The sequence below is a fragment of the Janthinobacterium sp. SUN026 genome (assembly GCF_030397625.1).
Classification (GTDB): Bacteria; Pseudomonadota; Gammaproteobacteria; order Burkholderiales; family Burkholderiaceae_D; genus Janthinobacterium; species Janthinobacterium kumbetense.
The window spans coordinates 211,107-237,836 of record NZ_JAPQNU010000007.1 but is presented as its reverse complement, the minus strand read 5'-3'; the positions used below and the strand labels follow the sequence as shown (position 1 = coordinate 237,836).

24 protein-coding genes and 1 rRNA gene are annotated in these 26,730 nt (G+C 61.1%); 10 read left to right on the top strand and 15 right to left on the bottom strand.

All coding sequences use genetic code 11. From position 1 onward, the window contains the following. Together rrf and OX459_RS25590 are read left to right on the top strand one after the other, a co-directional pair. Positions 1 to 113: ribosomal RNA gene (gene rrf, locus OX459_RS25595) — 5S ribosomal RNA — on the top strand. Between the two features lie 220 nt (positions 114 to 333). Beyond that, positions 334 to 1,197, top strand: coding sequence for a type II CAAX endopeptidase family protein (locus OX459_RS25590; RefSeq protein WP_289907056.1), 864 nt, complete (start codon positions 334 to 336; stop codon positions 1,195 to 1,197). Between the two features lie 14 nt (positions 1,198 to 1,211). Here OX459_RS25590 and dacB read toward each other — a convergent pair whose 3' ends face one another. Together dacB and OX459_RS25580 are read right to left on the bottom strand one after the other, a co-directional pair. Next, positions 1,212 to 2,714 carry a D-alanyl-D-alanine carboxypeptidase/D-alanyl-D-alanine-endopeptidase gene (gene dacB, locus OX459_RS25585; RefSeq protein ID WP_289907055.1) on the bottom strand — a complete coding sequence of 501 codons (1,503 nt, stop codon included), beginning with the start codon at positions 2,712 to 2,714 and terminating at the stop codon, positions 1,212 to 1,214. Between the two features lie 8 nt (positions 2,715 to 2,722). Beyond that, on the bottom strand, positions 2,723 to 3,961 hold the full coding sequence (locus tag OX459_RS25580; protein ID WP_034753725.1) for a nucleoside recognition domain-containing protein: 1,239 nt from the start codon (positions 3,959 to 3,961) through the stop codon (positions 2,723 to 2,725). 216 nt (positions 3,962 to 4,177) lie between these two features. Here OX459_RS25580 and OX459_RS25575 point away from each other — a divergent pair, with 216 nt between their 5' ends. The 4 genes from OX459_RS25575 (at position 4,178) to OX459_RS25560 (ending at position 11,171) form a co-directional block, all read left to right on the top strand. Next, on the top strand, positions 4,178 to 5,995 hold the full coding sequence (locus OX459_RS25575; RefSeq protein WP_289907066.1) for an ABC transporter substrate-binding protein: 1,818 nt from the start codon (positions 4,178 to 4,180) through the stop codon (positions 5,993 to 5,995). A 220-nt stretch (positions 5,996 to 6,215) separates the two neighbouring features. Then, the gene (locus OX459_RS25570) at positions 6,216 to 9,008 is read left to right on the top strand and encodes a TonB-dependent receptor (RefSeq protein WP_289907054.1); all 2,793 of its coding nucleotides are present in this window, start codon (positions 6,216 to 6,218) and stop codon (positions 9,006 to 9,008) included. A gap of 89 nt (positions 9,009 to 9,097) precedes the next feature. After that, positions 9,098 to 10,177 (top strand): LD-carboxypeptidase, encoded by a 1,080-nt coding sequence (locus OX459_RS25565; RefSeq protein WP_289907053.1) that lies wholly within the window; start codon positions 9,098 to 9,100, stop codon positions 10,175 to 10,177. A 73-nt stretch (positions 10,178 to 10,250) separates the two neighbouring features. Then, positions 10,251 to 11,171 (top strand): YihY/virulence factor BrkB family protein, encoded by a 921-nt coding sequence (locus OX459_RS25560; RefSeq protein ID WP_289907052.1) that lies wholly within the window; start codon positions 10,251 to 10,253, stop codon positions 11,169 to 11,171. Between the two features lie 427 nt (positions 11,172 to 11,598). Here the strand turns inward: OX459_RS25560 and OX459_RS25555 are convergent, their stop codons facing one another. The 7 genes from OX459_RS25555 to OX459_RS25525 form a co-directional block, all read right to left on the bottom strand. Next, on the bottom strand, positions 11,599 to 12,726 hold the full coding sequence (locus OX459_RS25555) for an acyl-CoA dehydrogenase family protein (protein ID WP_289907051.1): 1,128 nt from the start codon (positions 12,724 to 12,726) through the stop codon (positions 11,599 to 11,601). Between the two features lie 40 nt (positions 12,727 to 12,766). Continuing rightward, on the bottom strand, positions 12,767 to 13,435 hold the full coding sequence (locus OX459_RS25550) for an SDR family oxidoreductase (RefSeq protein WP_289907050.1): 669 nt from the start codon (positions 13,433 to 13,435) through the stop codon (positions 12,767 to 12,769). A gap of 74 nt (positions 13,436 to 13,509) precedes the next feature. Beyond that, positions 13,510 to 14,706 (bottom strand): acetyl-CoA C-acyltransferase, encoded by a 1,197-nt coding sequence (locus OX459_RS25545; protein ID WP_152285190.1) that lies wholly within the window; start codon positions 14,704 to 14,706, stop codon positions 13,510 to 13,512. Next, positions 14,703 to 16,502, bottom strand: coding sequence for a bifunctional isocitrate dehydrogenase kinase/phosphatase (gene aceK / locus OX459_RS25540; RefSeq protein WP_289907049.1), 1,800 nt, complete (start codon positions 16,500 to 16,502; stop codon positions 14,703 to 14,705). Before aceK ends, OX459_RS25545 begins: the two co-directional genes overlap by 4 nt. A 53-nt stretch (positions 16,503 to 16,555) precedes the next feature. Beyond that, the gene (locus tag OX459_RS25535; protein WP_077398251.1) at positions 16,556 to 17,740 is read right to left on the bottom strand and encodes an isovaleryl-CoA dehydrogenase; all 1,185 of its coding nucleotides are present in this window, start codon (positions 17,738 to 17,740) and stop codon (positions 16,556 to 16,558) included. Positions 17,741 to 17,864: 124 nt separating this feature from the next. After that, positions 17,865 to 18,269 carry a MerR family DNA-binding transcriptional regulator gene (locus tag OX459_RS25530; RefSeq protein ID WP_251351570.1) on the bottom strand — a complete coding sequence of 135 codons (405 nt, stop codon included), beginning with the start codon at positions 18,267 to 18,269 and terminating at the stop codon, positions 17,865 to 17,867. 94 nt (positions 18,270 to 18,363) lie between these two features. After that, entirely contained in the window at positions 18,364 to 18,738 is a 375-nt protein-coding gene (locus OX459_RS25525) for a hypothetical protein (RefSeq protein ID WP_251351519.1), read from the bottom strand. A 244-nt stretch (positions 18,739 to 18,982) separates the two neighbouring features. Here OX459_RS25525 and OX459_RS25520 point away from each other — a divergent pair, with 244 nt between their 5' ends. Next, entirely contained in the window at positions 18,983 to 19,390 is a 408-nt protein-coding gene (locus OX459_RS25520; RefSeq protein WP_034753756.1) for a hypothetical protein, read from the top strand. A 62-nt stretch (positions 19,391 to 19,452) separates the two neighbouring features. Here OX459_RS25520 and OX459_RS25515 read toward each other — a convergent pair whose 3' ends face one another. From OX459_RS25515 to OX459_RS25490, 6 genes are all read right to left on the bottom strand, one after another. Next, a complete protein-coding gene (locus tag OX459_RS25515; RefSeq protein WP_289907068.1) occupies positions 19,453 to 19,815 on the bottom strand; it encodes a hypothetical protein in 363 nt (120 codons plus the stop codon). Positions 19,816 to 19,955: 140 nt separating this feature from the next. Next, complete coding sequence (locus OX459_RS25510) at positions 19,956 to 20,570, bottom strand: UbiX family flavin prenyltransferase (RefSeq protein ID WP_289907048.1); 615 nt, start codon at positions 20,568 to 20,570, stop codon at positions 19,956 to 19,958. Further along, on the bottom strand, positions 20,563 to 20,874 hold the full coding sequence (grxD, locus tag OX459_RS25505; RefSeq protein ID WP_034753766.1) for a Grx4 family monothiol glutaredoxin: 312 nt from the start codon (positions 20,872 to 20,874) through the stop codon (positions 20,563 to 20,565). Before grxD ends, OX459_RS25510 begins: the two co-directional genes overlap by 8 nt. A gap of 105 nt (positions 20,875 to 20,979) precedes the next feature. Then, positions 20,980 to 21,450, bottom strand: coding sequence for a GNAT family N-acetyltransferase (locus OX459_RS25500; RefSeq protein WP_289907047.1), 471 nt, complete (start codon positions 21,448 to 21,450; stop codon positions 20,980 to 20,982). Between the two features lie 4 nt (positions 21,451 to 21,454). Continuing rightward, on the bottom strand, positions 21,455 to 23,803 hold the full coding sequence (locus tag OX459_RS25495; RefSeq protein ID WP_289907046.1) for a Tex family protein: 2,349 nt from the start codon (positions 23,801 to 23,803) through the stop codon (positions 21,455 to 21,457). A 94-nt stretch (positions 23,804 to 23,897) separates the two neighbouring features. Further along, positions 23,898 to 24,263 carry a hypothetical protein gene (locus OX459_RS25490; protein ID WP_289907045.1) on the bottom strand — a complete coding sequence of 122 codons (366 nt, stop codon included), beginning with the start codon at positions 24,261 to 24,263 and terminating at the stop codon, positions 23,898 to 23,900. A 260-nt stretch (positions 24,264 to 24,523) separates the two neighbouring features. Between OX459_RS25490 and OX459_RS25485 the strand changes: the two genes are divergently transcribed. Genes OX459_RS25485 through OX459_RS25475 form a run of 3 tightly spaced genes read left to right on the top strand, consistent with a single transcriptional unit; the run spans position 24,524 to position 26,686 of the window. Next, positions 24,524 to 25,186, top strand: a complete 663-nt coding sequence (locus OX459_RS25485) for a secretin and TonB N-terminal domain-containing protein (RefSeq protein WP_289907044.1) — start codon at positions 24,524 to 24,526, stop codon at positions 25,184 to 25,186. Then, a complete protein-coding gene (locus tag OX459_RS25480; RefSeq protein WP_289900560.1) occupies positions 25,153 to 25,746 on the top strand; it encodes an RNA polymerase sigma factor in 594 nt (197 codons plus the stop codon). The genes OX459_RS25485 and OX459_RS25480 overlap by 34 nt, the downstream gene beginning before the upstream one ends. Beyond that, positions 25,739 to 26,686, top strand: a complete 948-nt coding sequence (locus OX459_RS25475; protein WP_099666066.1) for a FecR domain-containing protein — start codon at positions 25,739 to 25,741, stop codon at positions 26,684 to 26,686. The genes OX459_RS25480 and OX459_RS25475 overlap by 8 nt, the downstream gene beginning before the upstream one ends. Positions 26,687 to 26,730 lie beyond the last annotated feature (44 nt).

The window sequence follows — 26,730 nt, the reverse complement described above, 5'->3', positions numbered from 1 at the left end:
CCTGATGACCATAGCAAGTTGGTCCCACCCCTTCCCATCCCGAACAGGACCGTGAAACAACTTTGCGCCGATGATAGTGCTGCAACCAGTGTGAAAGTAGGTTATCGTCAGGCTTGTTATTCGCAGTAAGAGAAAAACCCGACCAGCAATGGTCGGGTTTTTTTTCGTCCGGCGCTTCCTTGCCGTTTCCCCTCCCGCTTTCGCTCATTCACCACAGGTGCATAAAATACAACATCCTTCGATATTTACATAAGTGCTTATATAAATGCTGTTACTATCGCTACATGAAACAAGAAAGCAGCAGCCACTCCCTGACAACCCACGAGGAAAGCGATGATGGACAGCACCCTGAGCATGGCAACGAAGAAATCCCCCCTGGCGCGCCTGATGGCCTATCCCCTGGTGCAGATCGTGCTGGGGATGGTTCTCACTTTTGCCGCTGTACCGCTGGTGATGGGTCTCGCTTCCCAGCTGGTGGACAAGCCTTACCGCATCCTGTGGCCGCAGTTGCTGGCGGCGTTGCTGGTGTGGTGCGGTTACCGTTTTTATGTACGCCACATCGAAAAGCGCCAGCCGACTGAGCTGGCAATGCCAGGCATGGCGGGGGAACTGGGGCGTGGATTGCTGTTCGGCGCCGGGCTGGTCGCCCTGACCTTCGGTGTGCTGGCTGCGCTGGGCGTGTATCAGTTTAGCGGCGTCAACGCCCTGAGCGTCTTGTTGCTGCTCCCTCTGGCCGAACTGGTGCTGGTTGGCATGGCCGAGGAGATGATGTTTCGCGGCATCCTGTTCGGCGTGACGGCACGTGCGCTGGGCAACAAGGCTGCCATCGTGATCTCATCCCTGGTATTTGCCCTGGCCCATTTGCCCAATGCCGGCTTTTCGCTGCTGGCGATCATCGCGCTTGTCGCGTATGGCGTGCTGCAGGCGGCGCTGTATATGAAGACGCGCCGGCTGTGGGTGTGTATCGGCACGCATATCGGCTGGAATTATTGCGTCGGCCAGGTATTCTCCTCGACCGTATCGGGCCATGCGGCCACGGATGGTCTGCTGCGCGGCGAACTGGCTGGCAATGCCGTGCTGACCGGCGGCGCCTTCGGCGTGGAAGGTTCGCTGGTGACCGTCTTGCTGATCGGCGCCGTCGCCGCGTACCTGCTGCGCCTGGCTTTTGCCAGTGCACCGGGCACGTCGCGGGACTAGTTCACCTGGCGGCCTTACTGTCCGGCCACTGCCGGCGTGGCGCCGCTCCTGGCGACCCACTCGATCAGCGCATCGACGGCCGCGCGGCCATTGCCGTTACCCACCAGGTCGCTATTGATCATGGCGACCACCACGCATTGCTGGTTGTTGGCGTCGGGCACGTAGCCGGCGATGGCCACGACATTTTTCAAGGTGCCCGTCTTGATGCGGGCCCGCGCGGCGGCCGGGCTGTTCAACAGGCGCTTGCGCATGGTGCCGTCCAGCGCCACGATGGGCAGGCTGGACTGGAACTCGGGCGCCCACGGGCTTTGCTGCATCGCCTGCAAGACGCCGGCCATTTGCGCAGGCGCAATGCGTCCCGTGCGCGACAAGCCGGAACCGTTGTCGACCAGCATGCCCTGGGTGTCGATATGGTGCCGCTGGAACCACTCCTGGATGACTTGCCGCGCCCGGCTGGCCGTATCTTCCGGCGCCGCCATGGCGACGGGGCGGCTGCCCAGCCAGCCATCGCTCTGCAAACTGCCCAGGCTCAGGAACAGGGTGCGGGCGAGGGTGTTATCGGACGTCTTGTTGATATCGCGCAAGACTTCCGGCAAGGCGCGCGCCACGTGGTCGGCCAGCATGCGCGTGCCGACCGGTTCGGCCGTCGGCGGCAAGCCTGTGCCTGGTGCTTCGCGCACCGTGCCCGTGATCGTGCCCCCGAGGCGTTTCCAGGTGGCACGGAACAAGCGGTCCGCATAATCGTTGCGATCGAGCACATTGATGCTGGTGGCCTTGCTGCAATTCTGCGGGAAGGTGCCGTGCAGTATCACCTGCAGCTTGCCGCCCGCATCGCGCCGGTATTCGGGCGGGCGCCAGCCATCTTCCCACTTGGCGCAACTGCCCTTGACCAATTTCATGTCGCTCGTGATGCTGACATTCTCGAGCGGCGGCTGCATCTGGAAGCTCAATTGCCGTTCCGTCGCACTGATGTTGATATCGATCAGATTGGTGTTCAGCAATAAGGCATCGGGGATGACGTTGTAGCGGAACTCGGCCGACTCGTCGAAGGGCGCCGCGCCGATGTCGGGCCGGGCCGGCTGGAACAGCTGGCGGTCGAGAATCAGATCGCCCTTGATTTTGACGATGCCCTGGTTGCGCAGGGTTTGCAGCATGTGCGCGAGCACGTCCGCATTGAAATCCGTATCGGCGCCGCCGCGCAGGATCAAATCTCCCTTCAGCACGCCATTGATGACGTCGGCGCTGGTGCGCAACTCCGTGCGGCCGCGGAAGATGGGACCGAGCTGCTCCAGGCCCACGGCCGTCGTCACCAGCTTCATGGTGGACGCGGGCTGCATGCTGCGTTCGGCCCCATGCGACAGCACGGTGGTGTTGCCGCGCAAGACGATGGCGCCCATGGCGTCTTCGGGGATATTCGCGCTGCGCAGCAGCAGGCTGACGGATTCGGGCAATTGCGCGTGGGCGCTCGACAGGCCCAGACCCGCCAACAGCGCAGCCATCAGAACAGGACGTAACATGGTGCTCCTTAGTGGAAAAAGACGTAGGCAACGAAGACGGCCGTGATCACGCCAGCCAGATCGGCGATCAGGCCGGCCGTGATGGCATAGCGCGTCTTGCGGATGCCGACGGAACCGAAATACAGGGCCACGATATAGAAGGTGGTGTCGGCCGAGCCCTGGAAGACGCAGGCCAGGCGGCCGACGAACGAGTCGACGCCGTAGGTGTTCATGGCGTCGATCATCATGGCTTTCGAGCCGGAACCGCTGAGCGGCTTCATCATGGCTGTCGGCAAGGCGGGCACGAAGTCCGTATTGATGCCCAGGTTGGCGAAGAACCAGTTCATGCCGCTCATCAGGAAATTGAACACACCCGCGTTGCGGATCACGCTGATGGCCACCAGCATGCCGACCAGATAGGGAATCACGGTGATCGACGTCTGGATGCCGCCTTTCGCCCCTTCGATAAACGCGTCATACACGTTCACCTTCTTGCGCAGGGCGCCGATGATGAAGATGGCGATGACGCTGATCAATACCAGGTTGCTGACGACCTTCGAGACCAGCTCGATTTCCTGTTTCGTCAGATATTGCGTGAAATACCAGATCATGGCGACGATGGCGCTCGTCATGCCGCCCATCCAGCCCAGCACGACCCTGTTGAGCAAGTTGATGCGTTGCTTGATGGACACGGTGATGATGCCGACCATGGTGGCCACATAGGTGGCGATCATGCAGGGGATAAAGATGTCGGATGGGTCGGCCGCGCCGAGGATGGAGCGCTGCGCCATGATGGCCAGCGGAATCAGGGTCAGGCCCGAGGTGTGCAGCACCAAAAACATGATTTGCGCATTCGTCGCCTCTTCCTTGTTCGGGTTCAAGGTTTGCAGGCTTTCCATGGCTTTTAAACCGAAGGGCGTGGCCGCGTTGTCCAGGCCCAGCAGGTTGGCCGAGAAATTCATCACCATATGGCCCGTGGCCGGATGGTCTTTCGGAATTTCCGGGAAGATGCGCGAAAAGAAGGGGGCGATCACTTTCGCCAGCCAGCCGACAATGCCCGCTTTTTCGCCGATGTTCATGATGCCGAGCCACAAAGTCATCACGCCGGCCAGCGGCAGGGCGATATCCATCACACCCATGCGCGCCGTCTCGAAGGTGCCATCGATGATGCGCTTGAAGATATCGGTATCGCCGAGAAACAGCCACTGCAGCACTGCGGCCAGGAAGCCAACGAGGAAAAAGCCGGACCAGATGTAATTAAGTGCCATATGCGATCAGTTCTGTGTGTCGGGAGTAAAAAATGTCTGCAAACAAAGTATAGGGGCAGCCCGATATGAGTTGATGAAAGAATGCAGCAATCGCATGCCAAAAAGTTATAAGCTGGCAGCCTGTTTTCATTGGCGCCCCGTAGCTTGCCCGCGTAGTGTGGGGGATGCCTGTCGCTAATCGTTGTTCGTTACCTTGTCTGCACTGGATCACTGATGATGTTTTTACGCAAAACCGCCTGCGCCGCCGGCCTGGCCCTGTTGACGCTGTTGAATGTACCGGCCCATACTGCCGATGCTGCGTCCCCCAGCACGGCCCGCGCGAACAAGACCCTGCACTTGTTTTTGAGCACCAGCGAGACGGGCCTGGACCCGGCCGTGGCGTCCGATCTGGCCAGCCTGAACTTGATGGAAAACATCTTCGATCCGCTGCTGCGCTATGACTACCTGGCGCGCCCCGTGCAGCTGCAGGGCAATACGGCGCGCGCCATGCCGACGGTGGAAGATGGTGGGCGCACGTACACCTTTCACTTGCAGCCCGGCATCTTCTTTACACAAGATCCCGCTTTCAAGGGCCAGCCGCGCGAAGTGACGGCACAGGATTATGTCTACAGCCTGACGCGCCTGTATGACCCCAGCCTGAAGTCGCCGTGGCTATTCTTGCTGGAAGACAAGCTGGTGGGCGATGCCGCCTTGAAAACCAAATTCAGCTACGACACGCCGATCGCCGGCTTGCAGGCGCTGGACAAATACACCTTGCGCATCCGCCTGAACGGTGTCGATCCGAACTTCCTGTTTTACCTGGCCATGCCGGCGACAGCCGTGGTGGCGCGCGAAGTGGCCGAAGCGTACCCGGCGGCAGGACAGATCGGCAACCACCCCGTGGGCACGGGGCCGTTCCTCGTGAAGGAGTGGAAGCGCAGCGACAAGATCGTGCTGCAGGCCAACCCGACTTTCCGTGCCACCGTGTTCCATACGGAGGCCAGGGCGTTGGCCGCCTTGCCGGTCGATGCGCGCGCCATCGCCACCGCGCTGGAAGGTCAGCGCTTGCCGCTGGTCGAGCGCATCGAGGTGCGCATCGTTGAGGAATATCAATCGCGCATGCTGGGTTTTTTGAAGGGCGAATTCGATTACCTGGAGCAAGTGCCGGAATCGATGACGGACATGGTGCTGGAGAACGGCGCGCTGAAACCGGCATTGGCCGCCAAGGGCTTGCAGCTGACGCGCTTTCCCGTGCTGCAAACGTATTACATGTGGATGAACATGGACGACCCCGTGCTGGGCGGCATGAGCAAGGGCAAGCTGGCCCTGCGGCGCGCCATCGCCCTCAGCTACAACGGCCGCGAAGACATCGCGCTGCTGAAAAAAGGACTGGCCTTGCCGGCTCAGTCGCCGCTGCCGCCGAATGTGCTCGGCTATGACAGGCAGTACCGCAGCCCCGTCGGCTACGATCCCGCGCTGGCGCGCGCCTTGCTGGACCGCTTCGGCTACAAGGCGGGCGCCGACGGTTTCCGCACGCAGCCGGATGGTAAGCCCCTGATCCTGACCATGCATACGGAACCGAGCACGGTGGGACGCTTGCGCGATGAATTGTGGCGCCGCAACCTGAACGCCATCGGCGTGCGCGTGGAGTTTAAAAGCGACAAGAAGACGGAAATCATCAAGGCCTCGCGCCTGGGCAAGGTGCAGATGTTCGAGACCAACTGGATCGCCGACTTCCCTGATGGCGATAACTTTATGCAATTGTTGTACGGCGGCAACGTTGGCCGCGCCAACTATGCCCGCTTCAACTTGCCCGATTACAATAAACGCTATGAGGAGGCGCGCCTGCTATCCGATACGCCGCGCCGACGCAGTCTGTACTTCGACCTGTTTCAGCTGATCCACGCTTATACGCCGTGGGTGTTGCTGACGCATCCCATCTCTGCCGACCTGCAGCAACCGTGGCTAAAAAACTACAGGCGCCACCCCGTGGAATTCACGTCCTGGCGCTATCTGGACGTGGATAAAACCAGGGCTAGCCCCGCAGGCAAGTGACCATGTCGCTGAAAAGGGCATTCATTCCAAAAAGTTATGGTTAGGAAAGCATTTTTCATTGGCTGGGCCCGGATGCATCGCGCTACTCTGAAAATGAAAACAAATAAAGTCATGCGCAAATGTCATAAAAAAATGTACTGCGAGACAGACAGTTGCGACGTGAAAAAAACAGCCTGACTTGAGAACTCAAGTTTCGATTGCCCAAATAAAGGAGAGACCCGTGAAATTGAAGAAGCTAGCGCAGTTGGTGGCATTGATGGGGGTGGTGGGACCGGTGATGGCACAGGAAGCGGCGGCGCCAGCGATGCAACGGGTCGAAGTGACGGGCAGCAGCATCAAGCGGGTGGCCAAGGAAGGCGCGTTGCCGGTGCAAGTCATCACCTTTGAGCAGATGGAAAAGCAGGGCATTACGACGGCCGAGCAACTGGTGCGCACCCTGTCGGCGAATGGCACGGGTGCCGAGAACATGACTTCGGGCAATAACGTGTTTGGCGCCGACGCCGACCGTCTTGCCGGTGGCGCCTCGTTCGCCTCGCTGCGCGGCCTGGGACCGGGCGCGACCTTGGTACTGCTGAATGGCCGCCGCGTGGCCACGCATGGTGCCAGTGGCCGTGCCGTCGACTTGAATTCGATCCCACTGGGCGCAATTTCACGCGTGGAAATCCTCAAGGATGGCGCCTCGGCCATCTACGGCACGGACGCCATCGGCGGCGTGATCAATTTCATTCTGAAAACCAATTACAGCGGCGTGGAAGCGTCCGTTTCCACTAACGATACGCAGGCAGGCGGCGGCGCCACGCGCCGCGCTTCGCTGCTGGCCGGCACGGGCTCGCTGGAAGAGGACCGCTACAACATCATGGCCAGCCTGACCGTCGACAAGGCGCAGCGCCTGAACGGCAGCGACCGTTCCTTCGTCAACGGTTTCCAGCCGGGCCGCGGCCTGTCGCCCGACACCACGGGCACGCCGTTTGCCAACCAGGTGTCGGGACCGGGCACGGCACTGCAAATCCCCAATCCTGATCCTAAAGACCCGGCGAAGTTTATTGGCGGTTACACCTTGCCTGGCGACCCGACGGTGTATCTGCAAGCCAATCCCCTGAGCTTCCAGGGCAAGTGCGACAGCATCGCCGGCATGTCGCAGTACCAGACGGCACTGTGGAAAGACGTGACCTCGCCGCTGCGCACCAAATATTCGTGCGCCTACGACTATGGCGCAGACTATGTGCTGCAATTCCCTGTGGAACGGGTCAATTTCTTGTCGCGTGGAACTGTCCAGCTGGCGCCCGACCACCGCATGTTTGTCGAAGTGCTCGGTTCGCGCACCAAGGCCACGGCGATCCTGACGCCGATGCAGGTGCAGACGAGCATCGCCAACAAGGGCGTGTATCCGGTGGGCGGCGCGTATTACCAGGATTTGTCGGCCTATATTCCCACGTTCGACAATACCAAGCCGATTGCCTACAAATGGCGCGCCAATGAGATCGGTAACCGCACGCAGGAAAACACCACCGACAATGCGCGCGTGCTGCTGGGTTTTGAAGGCAACTTCGGCAAGTGGGATTACAAGACCGGCGTTTCCTACGCACAGAGCACCACCAAGACCAAGCTGACCGATGGCTATTCCTACACGGACAAGTTATATGCGGCCTTGGGGACAGGGATCATCAATCCCTGGGTGGGCGCGGGCCAAAGCCAGACGGAAGCGGCCAGGCAATTGATCGAATCGACCAAGTTCCGTGGCGACTTCCAGCATGGCAAGACGACCCTGACGCAGATCGACGGTTCCGTTTCGGGCGAACTGTTCCAGCTGCCGGCTGGTGCCGTGGCAATGGCCGCCGGCTTTGATTTGCGCCGCGAGGGCTACAGTTTTGGACAGGATGTCGACGCCAACCTGATTCTATTGGCGCCAGGAAATGCCGCCTTGAAGGATGTCAGCCGCAACGTCAAGGCCGTGTATGCCGAGTTGCTGGTGCCGGTCATGAAAGACCTGGAAATGCAGCTGGCCGTGCGTCGTGACGATTACAGCCAGGTGGGTGCCACCACGAATCCCAAGATTGCCTTGCGTTACCAGCCGGCCGACTTCGTCCTGTTCCGCGCCTCGGCCAGCAAGGGCTTCCTGGCACCGAGTTTCGACCAGCTGTATTCAGGTGTATTGACGCAGGAATTGCCGAATGGTGTGAAAGATCCGGAAGGCTGTCTCAAGCATCCCGGCGTGAAGGAATATTGCAGCATCGATCGTCTCAGCTACACGACGGGCGGCAACCTGAACCTGAAGCCGGAAACGTCGAAGCAGGGCAGCGTCGGCATCGTCATCGAACCGGTCAAGGGTTACTCCGCCTCGTTCGATTACTGGGCCATCAATACTCAGGACCAGCTCCTCAAACGCACGCCGCAAGTCGTGCTGGCCAATTACCAGGCGCTGAACCAGTACATCTTCCGCAAATCCGATGGCACCATCGATTATGTACAGGCGGGCTGGTTCAATGCAGGCGGCAGCCGCGTGCGCGGCCTGGACGTGAGCTTGCGCGGCGAAGGCAAGGTCCAGGACGTGAAATGGACGGCAACCTTGGACGGCACGTATATGGACAGCTTCAAGTTTGCCGAATACAAGGGGCAAGAATACAAGGAGCTGGTTGGCAACTTCTACACGCGTGATTTGTACTTGCGCTGGAAACACAATGCCAGCTTCAGCGTATCGCGCGGCGACTGGAGCGGCTTGCTCGTGCAGAGTTTTGCTTCCGGCTACAAGGACCAGGTACCGAATGATGGCAAGGGGACGCCGCCACCAGGTTTCAAATCCGATGTGTCCAGTTACACCACGTACAGCTTGTCGGGCACGTACACGGGCTTCAAGAATACCACCATCACCGTGGGCATCCAGAACCTGTTCGACCGCGATCCACCGTTCACCGCGCACAACGTGGATGAAGTGGTGGGCGCCGGCTGGGACCCGCGCGTGGCCGACCCGCGCGGCCGTTCGCTGTCGTTCCAGCTGAAGTACAAGTTCATGTAAGGCAACCATGCCGGCGGCGATCCCGCCGGCATGCTAACCTCGTGCGGCGGCGCCTGGCGTCGCCGTTTTTTATTCCAGGAAAGGGCCGCATGTCCAGTCAGACCAATCTCAGCCGGCGCCACTTCGGCGGCTTGCTGGCCGCCACCCTCGGGGCGGCAGGCACACCGGCATGGGCGGCGGCCGCGCAAGGGAAGGGAAAACGCATGCAACAGCAACACGCATTGATCAAACCGGCGTGCCTGCGCGACGGCGACCTGGTCGCCATCATCGCACCGGGCGGCTTTACGGATGAGGAGTCCATCGCCAAGGCCCAGCGCAATATCGAATCGCTGGGACTGCGCGCCAGCCTGGGCGCGAACATCCGCGCCGTGCACGGCAACTATGCGGGCACGGTGCAGCAGCGCCTGGACGATTTGCACGCCGCGTTCCGCGACCCGGACGTCAAGGCGATCTGGGCCATCCGCGGCGGTTCCGGCTGCATCTCGCTGCTGGCGCTGCTCGACTATGGCTTGATCCAGCGCAACCCGAAAGTGCTGATCGGCTATTCCGACATCACGGCCTTGCACCTGGCCATCGCCAGCCAGACGGGCCTGGTAACGTTCCACGGCCCCGTGGCGTCATCCACGTTTTCCGACTACACGGTGACGCAGCTGCGCAATGTGCTGATGACGCCGCAAGACAGTTACACGATCCCGATGGCGCTCGACAACCACCGCCGCGCGCAGACGCAGCCGAACTTCGCCATCCGCACCGTGCATGGCGGCCAGGCGACGGGACGCTTGACGGGCGGCAACCTGTGCATGGTCAGCGCGCTGGCCGGCACGCCGTATGCGGCCGATTTCCGCGAGCACATCCTTTTCCTCGAAGAAATCAATGAAGTACCGTACCGCATCGACCGCATGCTGTGCCAGCTCGACCTGTCCGTGGGCTTCAACAAGGCGGCGGCATTGATGCTGGGCATCTTCGAGCATTGCGAGGCGGCCGAGGGCGATACGGCGCTGACCCTCGATGCCACCCTGGACCAGCATTTGCTGCCATTGAAGGTGCCGGCCGTCAGCGGCTATTCGTTTGGCCACATCCGCCACCAGTTCACGATACCGATGGGCATCCTCGCCACCCTGGATGCGGACCGGCAAACCTTGACCTTGCTGGAAGCCGCCGTGAGCTAGTCTGTTCGTTCGCGCACGGCACAGTACGGGGATAGTCAGTATGCTAGGGGCATGTGCGGCAAGGCATCGGGCCATGCCGGCATCCTTGAACGGTTTGCTCATGATCAACCGCCGCGCCAGCGCCTACATTTTGAGCCACCCGCTGGCCTTCGTGCTGCAGGTGCTGAAGGGCTTTCGCGCCAACCAGGGCTTGCTGCTGGCGGGCGCCGTCGCGTATTACTCGCTGCTGTCCATCGTGCCTTTGCTGATGCTGGTGGTGGTGGCCCTGTCGCACGTGATCGCGCAGGACGAATTGCTGCAGACAATCGGCCATTACCTGGAATGGCTGGTGCCCGGGCAATCGAAGGCCATCGTGGCGGAAGTGGCGCATTTCCTCAACAATCGGGGCGTGATCGGCTGGCTCTTGCTGTTGACCATGCTGTTTTTCAGTTCGCTGGCGTTTACCGTGCTGGAAAACGCCATGAGCGTGATTTTCATTCACCGCGTGGCCATCCGCCGCCGCCATTTCCTCATTTCCGCCGTGTTGCCGTACTGCTACATCCTGTGCCTGGGCGTGGGTATCTTGCTGATCACCCTGGTGGCGGGCAGCTTGCAGGTGATGAGCGAGGAAAGCGTGCGCTTTTTGCGCCACGACTGGGGCCTGGAAGGCGTGTCCGGCGTGTTGCTGTATTTGCTGGGGCTGGCGGGGGAAATCCTCGTGCTCAGTTCGATCTACCTGGTCATGCCCGTCGGACGGCTGTCGATCACGCATGCGCTGATCGGCGGCGTGACGGCGGCCCTGCTGTGGGAAATCGCGCGCCATGTGCTGGTCTGGTATTTTTCCACCTTGTCGCAGGTCAATATCGTGTATGGCTCGATGACGACGGCCATCGTCGTCATGTTCAGCCTGGAAATCGGCGCCACCTTGCTGCTGCTGGGCGCGCAAGTGATTTCCGAGTACGAAAGGGTGGCCCGTGGCGGCGAAGAAGACAAGCCGCTGGCGCTAAGGACTTGATTTAAAAAGATTATTGCACTGCACAAAAAGCTGTGCTATACTCCGTTCAGTGATTGAGATTCGCTTGCGAATAGTCTCACTATCCAGGCTCAGCGCGGCGACCGACAGGTGTAATGTCGATGGCGTGACAGTGCGAAAGAGTGGATTTTTGTAATTCCGGATACGTTGGTCGATTTACACTTGGAGTCACCATGCAGATAGCATGGGAGTCCGAAAATCAGGAGGCACTTTGCAGATAGCACTGGCGTCCATGACACGATTAAAGCATTGGTAATACATTGGAACAAAGCCTGCATATGTGCAGGCTTTTTTTTCGTCCATCGTTGGCGTATGGGGTCAGACCCTCGACACCGCTAACGTAAAGCTCCGCGCCAACGCATGTGGGAGTCTGACCCCAGCCTTTGCCTGGGGTTAATCGTCCTCAACTTTACAAAGCCCGCGCGATCAAAATCTTCTGAATATCGCTGGTCCCCTCATAAATCTGGCACACGCGCACGTCGCGGTAGATGCGCTCGACGGGGAAGTCGGACACATAACCGTAGCCGCCGTGCACCTGGATGGCGTTCGAGCAGACTTTCTCCGCCATTTCCGACGCGAACAGCTTGGCCATCGCCGCTTCTTTTAAACACGGCAATCCCGCATCCTTCATGGCTGCCGCGTGGCGTATGAGTTGCCGCGCCGCTTCGATCTGCGTGGCCATGTCGGCCAGGCGGAATTGCACGGCCTGGTGTTCATAGATGGGTTTGCCGAAACTTTCGCGCTCGCGCGCATAACTTAACGCCGCTTCGTACGCGGCGCGCGCCATGCCGACGGCTTGCGAGGCGATGCCGATGCGGCCGCCTTCCAGGCCGGACAGGGCGATCTTGTAGCCTTGTCCCTCTTCGCCGATCATATTTTCCGCCGGGATGCGGCAATTCTCGAACAGGATTTGCGCCGTGTCCGACGAATGCTGGCCCATCTTCTGTTCCAGTCCCGCCACGATGTAGCCGGGCGTGTTCGTCGGTACCCAGAAGGCGCTGATGCCGCGCTTGCCGGCCGCCTTGTCGGTCACGGCCATGACGATGGCCACGTCCGCATACTTGCCGCTGGTAATGAACTGCTTGGTGCCGTTGATCACGTAGTCATTGCCGTCGCGGGTGGCCGTCGTGCGCAGGGCGGACGCGTCGCTGCCCGTGTGTGGTTCCGTCAGGCAAAACGCACCCAGCATGGTGCCTTGCGCCAGCGGGCGCAGCCATTGTTCCTTTTGCGCATCGTTGGCGTACATCATGGCGATACTGCACACGGGGCAATTGTTGACGGAAATGATGGTCGAAGTGCCGCCATCGCCGGCGGCGATTTCTTCCAGCACCAGGGCGAGGGACACGTAGTCGAGGCCGGCGCCACCGAGCGCTTCCGGCACGGCCACGCCAAAGGCGCCCAGCGCGGCCAGTTCCTGCAATTCTTCTTTCGGGAAATGATGTTCCTTGTCCCAGCGGGCCGCGTTGGGCGCCAGGCGCTCGCGCGAAAAACTGCGCAGCGCTTCCTGGATCATGGTCTGTTCTTCATTGAGTATCATGGGACGTCGTCTCGTTTGTTTTTATCGTGAATTCAGGGAGTTACCAGCCGATAGGCTTGCCATCGTAGTTGCGGAACACGGCCTTGTCCGTGGCCGGCAGGCTGGCCAGGGTGGCGCGGATGCCGGCAGCGCTTTCCTCGGGGGAAATATCGGCGCCGGCGCCGCCCATGTCCGTGCGCACCCAGCCCGGGTGGAAAGCCACGCAGCTGACGCCTTGCGGGCCATGCACGAGGGCCGTGTCGATCAGCACGGAATTCAGGGCCGCCTTGCTGGCACGGTACAGCGAACCGGTGGGATTGCCCCGCTCGCTCAGGGAACCCATGTGCGAGGACAGCACGGCCAGCTTGCCTTTCGCGTTGGCCACCAGCGGCGCCAGGATCGGCAGCAGCCGCATGGCCGCCAGCACGTTCGTGTGCATGACGAGGTCGAAATCGGCTTGCGCGGGGAAACCGTCGTGGCGGGGGCCGTACACGCCCGCGTTGAGGATGGCCACGTCGAGCTTTTCATCGTCGAGTTTCCAGCCCAGGCCGGCACAGCCTTCCACGTCCGTCACGTCCAGCTGGTGCGCTTCCGCGCCCAGTTGCTTGAGGGCGTCGCAAGCGTCCGGTGTGCGGGCCGTGGCGATGACACGCCAGCCATCGTGACGGTATTGACGGACGATTTCGTGGCCGATGCCGCGCGAGGCGCCGATGATCAATGCGGTAGGCATATGTTTTCTCCCTGAAAATAAAATGAAAGGGCGCGCACCGTGAACTGCGGTGCGCGCCCGGGCTCAGGAAGAGCTTATACCAGTTCGATCGCCATCGCCGTCGCTTCGCCGCCGCCGATGCACAGGGCCGCCACGCCGCGCTTGCCGCCGGTTTTTTTCAGGGCGCCCAGCAGGGTGACGATGATGCGCGCGCCCGAAGCGCCGATCGGGTGGCCCAGCGCGCACGCGCCGCCGTGGATGTTGATCTTGCTGTGTGGAATGTCGAGGTCGTGCATGGCGGCCATCGGCACGGCCGCGAACGCTTCATTGATCTCGAACAAGTCCACATTGCTGCTGCTCCAGCCCGTTTTCGCGTACAGTTTTTTCACCGCGCCGATGGGGGCCGTGGTGAATTCGTTCGGCGCCTGCGCATGCGTGGCGTGGCCGTGGATTTTCGCGATGACGGTGCAACCCAGCTTTTTCGCCGTCGATTCGCGCATCAGCACCAAAGCTGCCGCGCCATCGTTGATCGACGAAGACGAGGCGGCCGTGATGGTGCCATCCTTCTTGAACGCCGCCTTCAAGGTGGGGATTTTTTCCAGGCGGGCTTTTTGCGGGCCTTCATCGATGCTGACGACGGTGTCGCCGCCGCGGCCGGAGACGGTCACGGGCACGATTTCCCATTCGAAACTGCCATCCTTGGTGGCCGCTTGCGCGCGTTTCACGGATTCGATGGCAAAGGCATCCTGCGCTTCGCGCGTGAAGTGATATTGGCTGGCGCACTCTTCGGCAAACGTGCCCATCGAGCGGGCATTGCCCTTTTCATCGCGGCTGTAGGCGTCTTCCAGGCCATCCATCATCATGTGGTCATAGATCATGCCGTGGCCGATGCGGTAGCCGCCGCGCGCCTTCGGCACCAGGTAAGGGGCGTTGGTCATCGATTCCATGCCGCCCGCCACCACCACGTCGGCGCTGCCGGCGAGCAAGGTGTCATGCGCGAACATGGTCGTCTGCATGGCCGAGCCGCACATTTTCGACAGGGTCACGGCGCCCGTGGAATCGGGCAAGCCAGCCTTGCGCAAGGCTTGGCGCGCGGGCGCCTGGCCTTGGCCAGCCATCAGGCAATTGCCGAAAAACACGTGTTCCACGGCATCTGGCGCCACGCCGGCCCGTTCCACGGCGGCGCGGATGGCCACGGCGCCCAGGTCGCTGGCGGTGACGTTGGCAAAGTCGCCCTGGAAGGCGCCCATGGGGGTGCGCGCGGCACCGACGATTACGACTGGATCATTCATGTTGGATCTCCGGTTAGGGGTGGGGATGATGACTGCATACAAAAACGCAGGTGCTGCGGATAAGGGAAGACGTCCTCGATATGGCCGTCTTCGATGCGCTGTTTGCGCGCCTGCCAATATTGCGCCGTCAGCAGGTCGGCATGGTGCTGCATGAAATAGGTGCGGATGCGGGGATTGCCCAGCAGGAAGGTGCCGAATTGTTCGGGAAACACATCGTGCTTGCCGATGGGATACCAAGGTTCGGCCGACATTTCTTCTTCCTCCGTGCGCGCCTGGGGAATGACGCGGAACTGGCAATCGGTGATGTACTCGATTTCATCGTAATCGTAAAAAACGACACGTTGATGACGCGTGACGCCAAAATTTTTATACAGCATGTCGCCCGGAAAGATATTCGCCGCCACCAATTCCTTGATGGCGTTGCCGTACTCGACGATGGCGTGTTCGACCAGGTCATCGCGGCCTTCCTTCTCGGCATTGCTCAGCCAGATGTTCAGCGGCACCATGCGCCGCTCGATGTACAGGTGGCGGATGATGATCTGTTCGTGGTCTTCTTCGATCAGCGAGGGGGCGAACTGTTTCAGCTCGGCCAGCAATTCTTCCGCAAAACGGGCGCGGGGAAAGGCCACGTTGGAATATTCGAGCGTGTCGGCCATGCGGCCCACCCGGTCGTGGTGTTTCACCAGCAAGTATTTTTGCTGGACTTGCGCGCGCGTGGTTTCCTTGGGCGGCGGGAAAAAATCCTTGATCACCTTGAAGACATACGGAAACGACGGCAGGGCAAACACGAGCATCACCAGGCCGCGGATGCCGGGTGCGCTTTCGAAGTGGTCCGACGAGTGTTTCAAGTGCTGCAGGTAGTCGCGGTAAAACAGCGTCTTGCCCTGTTTTTGCAAGCCCAGTATCGTATAAATCTCACTGCGCGGCTTGCGCGGGAGCAAACTTCGGAGAAATTGCACGTAGGCCGACGGTACTTCCATATCGACCAGGAAATACGCGCGCGTAAACGAAAACAGCACGGCGATCTGCTGCTGCTCGAACAGCACCGTGTCGAGCACCAGCTTGCCGTGACGGTTGTGCAGGATGGGCACGACAAACGGATATTCGCGGTTGCCGTTGATGCCCTTGCCGACCAGATAGGCGCCCTTGTTGCGGTAGAACAAACTGGTCAAGACCTGGATCTGGTGGTTCGGTTCGATCCTGTCGCCGCCGAACAGCTGCTGCAGCCGCGCTTCCACCTGGGCCACGTCGCGCTCCAGGTTGGCAAATGCGCAATCCAGCTGGAAGTGCGTCAGCATGCGCGTCAGGGTGTGGCGCAAGCCATCCTTGCCGGGGTAATACACGCGGTAGGTGGGGACCGGGTCTTGCGTTTCGATGTATTCCGTGGACACGACGGGACGCACGAAAATATAGTCATTATTGAAATACGTGCGGTGCAGGATGTTGCAGCAGACGGAATTGAAGAAGGTTTCCGCCAGTTCCGGCTGCTTGTGTTCCGTCAGCATGCCGATGTAGTGCAGCTTGAGTTCGCGCCACACTTCATCGCTCAACTCCGACTCTTCGTACTCATCTTCGAGCATCTGCACGCATTCCTGCACGCGCTTGTCATAAAAGTCGATGCGTTCGCGGGCCGCCGTCTGTGCCGCGGCCCAGGCGCCTTGCTCGAAATACTGCTTGGCTTGCTGGCTGGTTTCGCGGAACAGGCGGTAATGCTTGTCGAAGCCGTCGCGGATGGTGCGCGCGATATCGAATGCAATCTGGGAAGAGAGCAATTTGGGGAAGGCAATGTGCGTCATAGCTGTGCTCGCATAAATAGCTCTTCACCCAGTCGATAGCCGCGCGCCCGTGCTTACTTGGTTTCCGCAAACAGTTCGCGGCCTATCAGCATGCGGCGGATTTCGCTGGTCCCGGCGCCGATTTCGTACAGCTTGGCATCGCGCCACAGGCGGCCGGCAGGGAATTCGTTGATGTAGCCGTTGCCGCCCAGGGCCTGGATCGCTTCGCCCGCCATCCACGTCGCCTTCTCCGCACTATACAGAATGGCGCCGGCCGCATCCTTGCGCAACTGGCGCACGGCTTCCGGCGTGGTGGCGCGGTCGCACGCCTGGCCGACGGCGTACACATACGCCTTGCACGCCATCATGGTCGAATACATATCGGCCAGTTTGCCCTGCATCAATTGGAATTCGCCGATGGGCTGGCCGAATTGCTTGCGGTCATGCACGTAAGGCACGACCAGGTCCATGCACGCCTGCATGATGCCCAGCGGGCCGCCGGACAGCACGGTGCGTTCGAAGTCGAGGCCCGACATCAGCACGTTGACGCCCTTGCCCAGGCCGCCCAGCACGTTTTCGGCCGGCACTTCGCAATCCTGGAACACCAGTTCGCCCGTGTGCGAGCCGCGCATGCCCAGCTTGTCGAGCTTTTGCGCGATGGAAAAGCCCTTGAAATTCTTTTCGATCAGGAACGCCGTCATGCCGCGCGGACCCGCTTCCAGGTCGTTTTTCGCGTACACCACCAGCACGTCCGCGTCGGGGCCGTTGGTGATCCACATCTTGGTGCCGTTCAAGACCCAGCGGTCGCCCTTGAAGTCGGCGCGCAGCTTCATGCTGACGACGTCCGAGCCCGCGTTCGGTTCCGACATGGCCAGCGCGCCGATGTGTTCGCCCGTGATCAGCTTCGGCAGGTACTTGGCCTTTTGTTCAGCCGTGCCGTTGCGCTTGATCTGGTTCACGCACAGGTTCGAGTGGGCGCCGTAGGACAGGCCGACGGAGGCCGAGGCGCGCGAAATCTCTTCCATGGCGATGATGTGCGCCAGGTAACCCATGCCGGCGCCGCCGTATTCTTCGCTGACGGTAATGCCGAGCAAGCCCATGTCGCCCATCTTGCGCCACAGGTCCATGGGGAACTGGTCGGTGCGGTCGATCTCGGCCGCGCGCGGCGCGATTTCGGCGGCGGCAAATTGTTGGATCGCTTCGCGCAGCGAGGCGATGTCTTCGCCGTGGTCAAAGGTCAAGCCTGGGAGATGGAGCATGTCGTCCTCGTCGTTATAAGTGTGGCGGCCATGGATGCCGGGTCAGTGAAGCTATGATACTCAGTTGTGACGTTTACGTAAACGTAAAGCGATGCGCGTGCGGCCTGCGCCGCCGCATCGCTGCCTAGCTGGTTTGCGCCTGATCCAGGTTCAAGTCTGCCAGCATGTGCGCGCAAGCGTCTTCATGCGCGCTGATTTCCGCCAGCGCCATTTCGATATCGATGCGCTGCTGCTCCAGGGTTTGCCGGTGCTGCGCCAGCACGCCCAGGAAGCGGTCCATCTGCGCGCGCGTGTCCTTCGGCGACTCGTACATGTCGACCAGGCTCTTGATCTCCGACAGCGCCAGGCCCAGGCGCTTGCCGCGCAGGGTCAGTTTCAATCGGGTGCGGTCGCGCGGCGTGTAGACGCGGCTGCGCCCGCCCGCGCCTTCGCGTTTCGGACTGAGCAAGCCCTGGTCTTCATAGAAGCGGATGGCGCGCGCCGTGATGTCGAATTCCCGCGCCAGTTCGGTAATGGTATAGGTCGTCATTGCTGCGGGCGGTGTCGGTTGCATGGGTGGTCGGTCGCTGGATGGGTGCTGCAGGGTAATGGGGGGCAAAGTGCCGTTTACGTCAACGTCAATACTATTGTAGCGTGCCCTGCCCGTGCTGCAACAAAGAAAAAAGAGGACCTGGACAGGGGAATTTGGCGAATAAGGCAACAGTTACTGAAAATAAATTGATTCTTCTGGCACAAACGCGCTTAAGATCGAGAGTTGGTGGCCAAGATGACACCAAAAAGAGCTTTCCTGGCATAACAGCGACATTCTTTTCGCTGCGATGGCAGTAAAATTTTTCGGGCGCAGATTCTTTCCAACCGGCACGATCAAAAAACAACGTTTCACTCTGAGCACGTTGTTCGAATCGTTTCCATGTTGGAAACAAAATGGCCCTTCTGAAAACTTTGTCTACAAGAAATTGTATGACATGGGCATTGCGTACATCGGTAGAGGAGGGCATTATCCGATACCGTACGTTGTAATGCCAAACCGAGGCTTTGAATCGTGCTGCAGTGCGAAAATCAAGGCCAGCCGCGAATTTGACCCGAAGCCACGCAGAATCACAAGAGAAAATTCGGCCCACTTTTCTACCCGGAAAGCCCGGCCGGAGTGTTAATTGTTAATTGATACTCTTTTCAAATGTAACATTCTGTATGGTCATTCAAGAAACTGACTTTCATGTTACAACATGAAATAGTACACCTATGAATTCTTCTAACGAACGCGAAAGCTTCAGCCAGCGACTTCAGTTGGCTCTCAAAAACGCCCATTATTCTCCAGACAGCCCGACCAGACTGGCCCGGGAATTCAATATCCGTTTCGACGGGCGCCCGATTACCGTGCATGCAGCTAGGAAATGGTTAGTAGGTGAAGCAATTCCGACGCAAGAGAAATTGCGCATGATTGCCCAATGGTTGGGCGTTCCGGCGGAATGGTTGCGTTTTGGCGGCCCGGAAAGCGCCACGCCGAATGGCGAAGCGGGCAGCGCTTTGTCGCGGTTTGAGTCCGCCGATGTGAAATTAATTGCCGATTTGCAAAGATTAGATGAACATCATCGTCAAATCGCGCGAGAATTTATTCGCATGCTGGTCAGAGTCAACTACCAAAAGTAAGCATTCAGGCCATCCCCGGCCGGCGCCGTCCGCCTTTCGCTGGCGGCGCTCTTCCTGTCCTTTTATTTGCGCAACGTCATACTGGAGACATGATTTTGTCGCACAATAAGACCTCGCATGTTGCGCTGCAGCGGAATTATTTGACAATAATCCCGCGCGCAGCGGCGCAGCGGCCAATACCAGCGCATAATCACATCAGAAGCAGCCAGTTCATCCACTACGGAGCCGAGCATTTGAGCCGTCTTATGAAAAGTAACTACAGCAATACCGCGCAGCTGAAGGACTTGATGACCGTGCCCCCCATGACTGCCGCGCAACATGCGGAAGTGATGCGCAAACGGATCGCCCATCGCAGGATGGTTGAAGAAGCCAGGGATTTGAAGCAGGCCAGTGCTCACCAGTTCGACAAGCGGTGAGGGATGCATGACCAAAGCTGCTGCGCGTCGGCATAGCTAGCCTGCGATGCTCACCGTACTAAAGTACGGTTGCGCTTCTCGACTAGCTCTTCCTTCCGCTCGCTACGCTTTTGTCAGGCATCGTGATGCCAGTTAATTCGTGACGCCAACTAGAGGATAGGGGTGTCGCCAGCGGACTTCAAACCATTCCAGCGCGGTGCCAGGCTGTGCTCGATGCCCAGCAGGTCAATGACGCGCGCGACCGTATGGTCGACCATCTCCGCAATGCTTTGCGGGTGGTGATAAAAGCTGGGTAGTGGGGGGAAGATGATGCCGCCCATTTCCGTCACGGCCGTCATATTGCGCAGGTGCGCCAGGTTGAACGGTGTTTCGCGCACCATCAAAATCAGGCGGCGGCGCTCCTTGAGTACCACATCGGCTGCCCGCGTGATCAAATTATCCGACAGGCCATGGGCCACGGCCGCCAGGGTCTTCATCGAGCACGGTGCGACGACCATGCCATCCGATTGAAACGAGCCGCTGGCGATGCTTGCGCCGATGTCGCGCAGCTTGTGCACCATGTGCGCCTGCGCTTCGATGTCCTTGCGCCCCACGCCCGTTTCCTGGTGCAGGGTCAATACGGCTGCATCCGACAAGACCAGATGCGTCTCGACGCCGGGGATGGCGCCGAGCAATTGCAGCAGCCGCAAGCCATACACGGCGCCCGTGGCGCCCGTGATGGCCACGACGATACGGCGCGGCCGCTGCTGTTGACTATCAGGCATCGAGCAGGGACTTCAGTTCGCCCGATTCAAACATTTCATTCATGATATCGGAACCACCGATGAACTCGCCTTTGACATACAGTTGCGGAATGGTTGGCCAGTTCGAGTAATCCTTGATGCCTTGGCGCACTTCCGGGTCATCCAGCACGTTGACGGTAGCGATGTTTTCCACGCCGCATGCTTTCAGGATCTGGATGGCGCGGCCGGAAAAGCCGCACTGCGGGAACTGGGCCGTGCCCTTCATGAACAGCACGACTGGCGTGTTCGTCACGGTTTCTTTGATCCAGGTTTGTACGTCGCTCATAGCTGCCTCTGATGGGTAAATAAATAGATGCCGTCATTTTATAAGAAAACGCCGGCACGGGTATGCGCTCAAGTCATAAATCGGGCAAGTCAGCCACGTTGACGCTTATAACTGTTTGCCCAAGCACACCGATTGTGCCGCGCCCACGTATTTGCCCCAGGCAACGACGGGTGCATAGCCGTGTTTGGCATAAAACGCCACCGCGCGGGTATTCGCCACGCGGGTGGACAGGTGCAGCCGCGCATAGCCGAAGCAGCGCGCCTGCGCTTCCACATGGGCCAGCAGGGCCGCGCCCACGCCACCTTGGCCGGGGCGCGCATACATGCGCTTGAGTTCTGCCGTGGAGCTGTCCGGCCCGCCCAGCGGGCGCAGGGCGGCGCAGCCCAGCAGTTCATCGGCGGCATCGCGGGCAATATAAAAACCGCCGCGCGGCGTGGCCGCCTCGGCATCGAAGGAAGAACGGCCGCTGTCGCCATTGATGCGCAGCAATGCTTCCGACAATTCGTCGAGCAGCCGCTGCGCATCCGGGCCGGCCGCGTCCGCCGCCAGGATGACAAGGTCCTGCCCGGCGGCCACGAACTTAACCGCGCAGCTTGGCGAACGCGGCGGCCATGCTGCCGGCCGGTTCCGGCGCGTTGCGCGACTGCGACTGGTGCTGCGCCATGCTGCGGCGGTCGTTGCGGTCGCCACGTTGCTCCGGCTTGCTGCCCGCTTGCGGCGCGCTATCCGTTAAACGCATGGTCAGCGCGATGCGCTTGCGCTTTTCATCGACTTCCAGCACTTTGACGCGCACGACTTGTCCCGCCTTGACCACCGTGTGCGGGTCCTTGACGAAGGTGTTCGACAGGGCCGAGATATGCACGAGGCCATCCTGGTGCACGCCGATGTCGACGAAGGCGCCAAACGCGGCCACGTTGGTGACCACGCCCTCGAGGATCATGTCCGGGCGCAAGTCGCGGATTTCTTCCACGCCTTCCTTGAAGGTGGCCGTCGTGAACTCCGGACGCGGATCGCGGCCCGGTTTTTCCAGTTCCTTCAAGATGTCGGAAATGGTCGGCACGCCGAAGGTTTCATCCGCATACTTGGCGGGGCTGAGGGTTTTCAGCAAGGCCGTTTCGCCGATGACGGCCTTGATATCCTTCTTGATATCGGCCAGGATTTTTTCCACCAGCGGGTACGATTCCGGGTGGACGGCCGAGGCGTCCAGCGGATTTTCGCCGCCCATCACGCGCAGGAAGCCCGCTGCCTGTTCGTACGTCTTGTCGCCCAGGCGCGGCACGGCTTTCAAGGCCGCACGCGAGGTGAACGCGCCCTTCATGTCGCGGTAGGTGACGATGCTTTGCGCCACGCTGGCCGAGAGGCCGGAGACGCGCGCCAGCAGCGGCGCCGACGCCGTGTTCACGTCCACGCCCACGGCGTTCACGCAATCTTCCACCACGGCATCGAGCGAACGGGCCAGTTGGCTTTGACTCACGTCATGCTGGTATTGGCCCACGCCGATGGATTTCGGGTCGATTTTCACCAGTTCGGCCAGCGGGTCTTGCAGGCGGCGCGCAATCGACACGGCGCCGCGCAGGGACACATCCATGTCCGGCAACTCTTTCGAGGCGAACTCGGACGCCGAATACACCGACGCGCCCGCTTCCGAGACGACGATCTTCGTCATCTTCGCTTCCGGATGCTGCTTGATCAAATCCTGCGCCAGCTTGTCCGTCTCGCGCGAGGCGGTGCCGTTGCCGATGGAAATCAGGGACACATTGTGCTTGGCGGCAAGACGGCCCAAGGTATGCAAGGAACCATCCCAGTCGTTCTTCGGCTGGTGCGGGTAGATCACGGCCGTGTCGACCACTTTACCCGTGGCATCGACCACGGCGACCTTGACGCCCGTGCGCAAGCCAGGGTCCAGGCCCATGGTGGCGCGCTGACCGGCCGGCGCGGCCAGCAGCAGCGCTTTCAGGTTGGTGGCGAAGACATTGATGGCGTCGAGTTCCGAGCGTTCGCGCAGCGCGCCCATCAGTTCCGTTTCCAGGTGCATGAAGCTTTTCACGCGCCAGGTCCAGCGCGCCGTGTCAAGCAACCATTTGTCGGCCGGACGGCCCTGTTGCTTGATGCCGAAACGGGCGGCGATGCGGCCTTCGCACGGGTTGTGCGGCGCATCCCATTTCGGTTTTTCCGCTTCCGTATCCAGGCGCAGGGTGACGTCGAGGATGCCTTCGCGGCGGCCGCGCAGCAGCGCGAGCGCGCGGTGAGATGGCACTGTGGAAATGGTTTCCGAGTAATCGAAATAATCGGCGAATTTTTCGCCTTCGTCCTGCTTGCCTTCCACCACTTTCGATTCGACGATGCCGTGTTCCTGCACGTATTCGCGCAAGGTTTGCAGCAAGGTTGCGTCTTCGGCGAAACGCTCCATCAGGATCTGGCGCGCGCCGTCGAGGGCCGCCTTGGTGTCCGCCACGCCCGGGTTGTTGCCGTCGGCACTCGTGAACGCTTCGCGCAGGAACTTGCCCGCTTCCATTTCCGGCGTCAGTTCGGGATTGTCCAGCAAGCCGTCGGCCAGCGGCATCAAGCCCGCTTCGATGGCGATCTGCGCCTTCGTGCGGCGCTTTTGCTTGTATGGCAGATACAAGTCTTCCAGGCGCGTCTTGTCTTCCGCGTGCATGACGGCGTCCAGCAGCTCGGGCGTCATCTTGTTCTGTTCCGTGATCGAGGCCACGATGGCGGCGCGCCGCTCTTCCAGCTCGCGCAGGTAGCGCAAGCGCTCTTCCAGCAGGCGCAGCTGGATATCGTCGAGGCCGCCGGTCGCTTCCTTGCGGTAACGGGCGATGAAGGGCACGGTGGCGCCTTCGTCGAGCAGTTCGATGGCGGCGGCAACCTGCACCGGTTTGGCGGCAAGTTCAAGGGCAAGACGTTGTTCGATAGTGGGCAGCATGGTTGTTTCCAGAGCGATCAAGCCTGGAATGATACGCAATCGGCGCGATTGCGCAATCTTGACAGCGCAAATGGACTGTGCGTTGACAACAGCGTCAGCGGGCCGGCAGCAGCGGGCTGGCGGGCGTCGGCGGCGGCGGGCGCTGCGGCGTGACGGATTTGCCAAAGGCATTGCCCATGCGGTGTTCGAGGGCGGCGCGGTTGTACAGACCCAGCTGGTTCGACGGGCGCTGCATGATCGCTTCCGCGCCGGACAGGGTGGGCGGCTGCCGGTTCACGGTGTTGCTATCTGGCAATAATTTTTCATTCAAGCAAGACATCGATTGCGCGCGCTTGCCATTGACTTCCACTTCCACGCAACCCTTCTCCGGCGCGGCCGCCTTCACGACGACGGTGTGCTCGTCCGCCTGTGCGGGCAGGGCGGCGCAGGCCAGCAGCAATAGTGATATCAGGCGTGCCATGGCGGCTCCCGCAGTGGTGGATCAGGCGTTCAGCATAGCAAGATCATATGTCGCGGCGATGACACAGGCCGGCATGCGGGCCGACGCCATGTCATGCAGTTGTCATTTTATGAAGCTACCATCTTGCCATTCTGCAGACAACATTGCAGTCAAGACACTTCATGAGCAGGATTTTTCGTTGATTCCCCTGGAAAATGACACTAAGCCACCGCCGCGCCGCAACGGGCAATGCCCTGTCCGCCTGCTTGCTGATGACATTCATGACATTGATGACATTCGTGCGGCCGGCTGCGGGCGCGGACGGTGCTGACGCCAGCGCGCACGCGACCCTGCGCTTCGACTTGCCCGCCCAGCCGCTCGATGCGGCCCTGGTGGCGTTTGGCGAAGTGACCGGGTATTCCGTGCTCGTCAGCAGCCAGCTGGCGGCCGGTCGCGTGGCCGCGCCCGTGCGCGGAGATTACACGCCGGCCGAAGCGTTGCAGCGCTTGCTGGCAGGCACGCAGCTGGGCGCGCGCTTCAGCGGCAGCAACGCGTTTACCTTGCTGGCGCTGGCCGACTTCCCCGTGGCACCTGCGCCCGTGCCGGCCGAGGCCGCCCCTGCCGCACTACCGTTGCAAGGCTATGCGGCCATCCTGCAGCGCTCGCTCACGCGCGCCCTGTGCCGCTTGCATCCGGACGCCTTCGGCCGCTACCGCCTGGCTTTCCAGCTGTGGCTTGACGAGCGGGGCAAGGTGCGCGCCGTGCACGTGCTGGAACCGAGCGGCGTGGAACAGCGCGACCGCGCCGTGCTGCAGCGTTTGCGCAGCCTGCTGATGGATGGCGCGCCACCGGCGGGCTTGCCGCAGCCGCTGACGATTTTATTGACGCCGCGGCCCGATCCGGATGCCGATTGCGCGCCCTACCTGCTGGCCGGGGCGCCCTGACCATGCCGGAATTGCTCAAAACCACCTTGCGCAAGCTGTTCCTGGAACGCTACGGACAGTTTCGCCGCCACTTGCAGCGCCGCCTGGGCTCGGAAGACCTGGCCAATGACGCGCTGCATGAAACGTATCTGCGGGTCGAACGGATGAATGCGCCCGAGGCCATCAGCTACCCGTCCGCCTACTTGATGCGTATCGCCATCAACATTGCGGAAGATCAACGTCGCGACAATGCGCGCCTGCTCAGCTTGCCGGATATCGACGACCTGTACGAGATGGCCGACGAGCTGGCCGACCCGGCCCGCACCTTCAGCGCGCGCGCCGAGCTGGAAGAACTGGAACGGGCCTTGCAGGAGTTGCCGAAACGCCGGCGCGCCATCGTCATCGCCGCCCGCGTCGACCAGTTGCCGCACCGCGATATCGCCGAGCGCTTCGGCATTTCCGCCCGCACGGTGGAGAAGGAATTGCGCGCCGGCCTGGAACATTGCTGCGAGCGCATGGGACGCGATTTCATTCAGCGCTTCGGTCCCGGCGCGGGAAAAACGTCTAAACATCATGACTGAACAAGCGGAAGACGACATGAGTGTCATCCAGAAGGAAGCGCAGGCGTGGGTCGTGCGCCTGGCCTCGGGCCAGGTCAGCGAGCGCGATGCGCAAGTGTTTCGCCACTGGTGTGCGCGCAGCCGCAAGCATGCCAACGCGTTTGCCGAGGCGCGCGCCGTGTGGGGCGCCATGGCGCCGGCCGCGCGCGCCGTCAAGCGGGCGCAGGCGCCCGTCAACACGGCGCGGCGCGCCTGGCTCGGCGGCGCCGTGGCCGCCTCGCTGGGCTTGCTGGTGCTGCGCCCGCCCATGGACCTGTGGCCGGCCGTCGCTGGGCTTGCCGCCGACTACGCCACGGGCACGGGCGAACAGCGCGAAGTGGCGCTCGACGGCGGCGTGCTGGTGCAGATGAATACGCAGACGCGCCTCGACGCGGCGCCCGTGCAGGATGGCGCCGCGGCGCTGGTGCTGCTGGCGGGCGAGGCGGAATTCCAGGCCGGCTTGCGCGGCGCGGCGCGGGTGCGCGTGCAGGCGGGCGACGGCACCGTGTCGGCCGGCAGCGCCCGTTTCAATATCCGCCTGTTTGGCCAGGAAGTGTGCGTGACGTGCCTGGCGGGCCGCCTGCGCGTGGCGCAAGCGGGCAACGATGCGGAACTGGCCGCGGGCCAGCAGCTGCGCTACCGGCCCGAGCATTTCGGTATCGCCCGCGCGGTGGCCAGGGGCGACGTCAGCGCGTGGCGCCAGCGCTTGCTGGTATTCAAGCAAAGCACCCTGGCCGAGGTGGTGGATGAGGTGAACCGCTACCGTCCCGGCAAGCTGATCCTCAATGGCGACGCCTTGAAACTCACGCGCGTGCAAGCGAGCTTTTCGCTCGACCGTCTCGACGACGTGATCGCCCTGATCCAGGACGCGTATGGCGCGCGCGTGACGCGGCTGCCGGGCGGCATCGTGCTGTTTGGCTAGCGATGCACGCCGATGGCATGCCGCCAATTATGACATTTTCATGA

Coding starts and splice junctions, on each gene's coding strand:
- OX459_RS25475 (WP_099666066.1), top strand. CDS start 25,739: ATGACTGAACAAGCGGAAGACGACATGAGTGTCATCCAGAAGGAAGCG.
- OX459_RS25580 (WP_034753725.1), bottom strand. CDS start 3,961: ATGGCACTTAATTACATCTGGTCCGGCTTTTTCCTCGTTGGCTTCCTG.
- OX459_RS25510 (WP_289907048.1), bottom strand. CDS start 20,570: ATGCCTGATAGTCAACAGCAGCGGCCGCGCCGTATCGTCGTGGCCATC.
- OX459_RS25490 (WP_289907045.1), bottom strand. CDS start 24,263: ATGGCACGCCTGATATCACTATTGCTGCTGGCCTGCGCCGCCCTGCCC.
- OX459_RS25485 (WP_289907044.1), top strand. CDS start 24,524: ATGACATTGATGACATTCGTGCGGCCGGCTGCGGGCGCGGACGGTGCT.
- OX459_RS25515 (WP_289907068.1), bottom strand. CDS start 19,815: ATGCATCCCTCACCGCTTGTCGAACTGGTGAGCACTGGCCTGCTTCAA.
- OX459_RS25535 (WP_077398251.1), bottom strand. CDS start 17,740: ATGCTCCATCTCCCAGGCTTGACCTTTGACCACGGCGAAGACATCGCC.
- dacB (WP_289907055.1), bottom strand. CDS start 2,714: ATGTTACGTCCTGTTCTGATGGCTGCGCTGTTGGCGGGTCTGGGCCTG.
- OX459_RS25565 (WP_289907053.1), top strand. CDS start 9,098: ATGTCCAGTCAGACCAATCTCAGCCGGCGCCACTTCGGCGGCTTGCTG.
- OX459_RS25555 (WP_289907051.1), bottom strand. CDS start 12,726: ATGATACTCAATGAAGAACAGACCATGATCCAGGAAGCGCTGCGCAGT.
- grxD (WP_034753766.1), bottom strand. CDS start 20,874: ATGAGCGACGTACAAACCTGGATCAAAGAAACCGTGACGAACACGCCA.
- OX459_RS25520 (WP_034753756.1), top strand. CDS start 18,983: ATGAATTCTTCTAACGAACGCGAAAGCTTCAGCCAGCGACTTCAGTTG.
- OX459_RS25545 (WP_152285190.1), bottom strand. CDS start 14,706: ATGAATGATCCAGTCGTAATCGTCGGTGCCGCGCGCACCCCCATGGGC.
- OX459_RS25560 (WP_289907052.1), top strand. CDS start 10,251: ATGCCGGCATCCTTGAACGGTTTGCTCATGATCAACCGCCGCGCCAGC.
- OX459_RS25495 (WP_289907046.1), bottom strand. CDS start 23,803: ATGCTGCCCACTATCGAACAACGTCTTGCCCTTGAACTTGCCGCCAAA.
- OX459_RS25575 (WP_289907066.1), top strand. CDS start 4,178: ATGTTTTTACGCAAAACCGCCTGCGCCGCCGGCCTGGCCCTGTTGACG.
- OX459_RS25525 (WP_251351519.1), bottom strand. CDS start 18,738: ATGCCCTCCTCTACCGATGTACGCAATGCCCATGTCATACAATTTCTT.
- aceK (WP_289907049.1), bottom strand. CDS start 16,502: ATGACGCACATTGCCTTCCCCAAATTGCTCTCTTCCCAGATTGCATTC.
- OX459_RS25530 (WP_251351570.1), bottom strand. CDS start 18,269: ATGACGACCTATACCATTACCGAACTGGCGCGGGAATTCGACATCACG.
- OX459_RS25550 (WP_289907050.1), bottom strand. CDS start 13,435: ATGCCTACCGCATTGATCATCGGCGCCTCGCGCGGCATCGGCCACGAA.
- OX459_RS25590 (WP_289907056.1), top strand. CDS start 334: ATGATGGACAGCACCCTGAGCATGGCAACGAAGAAATCCCCCCTGGCG.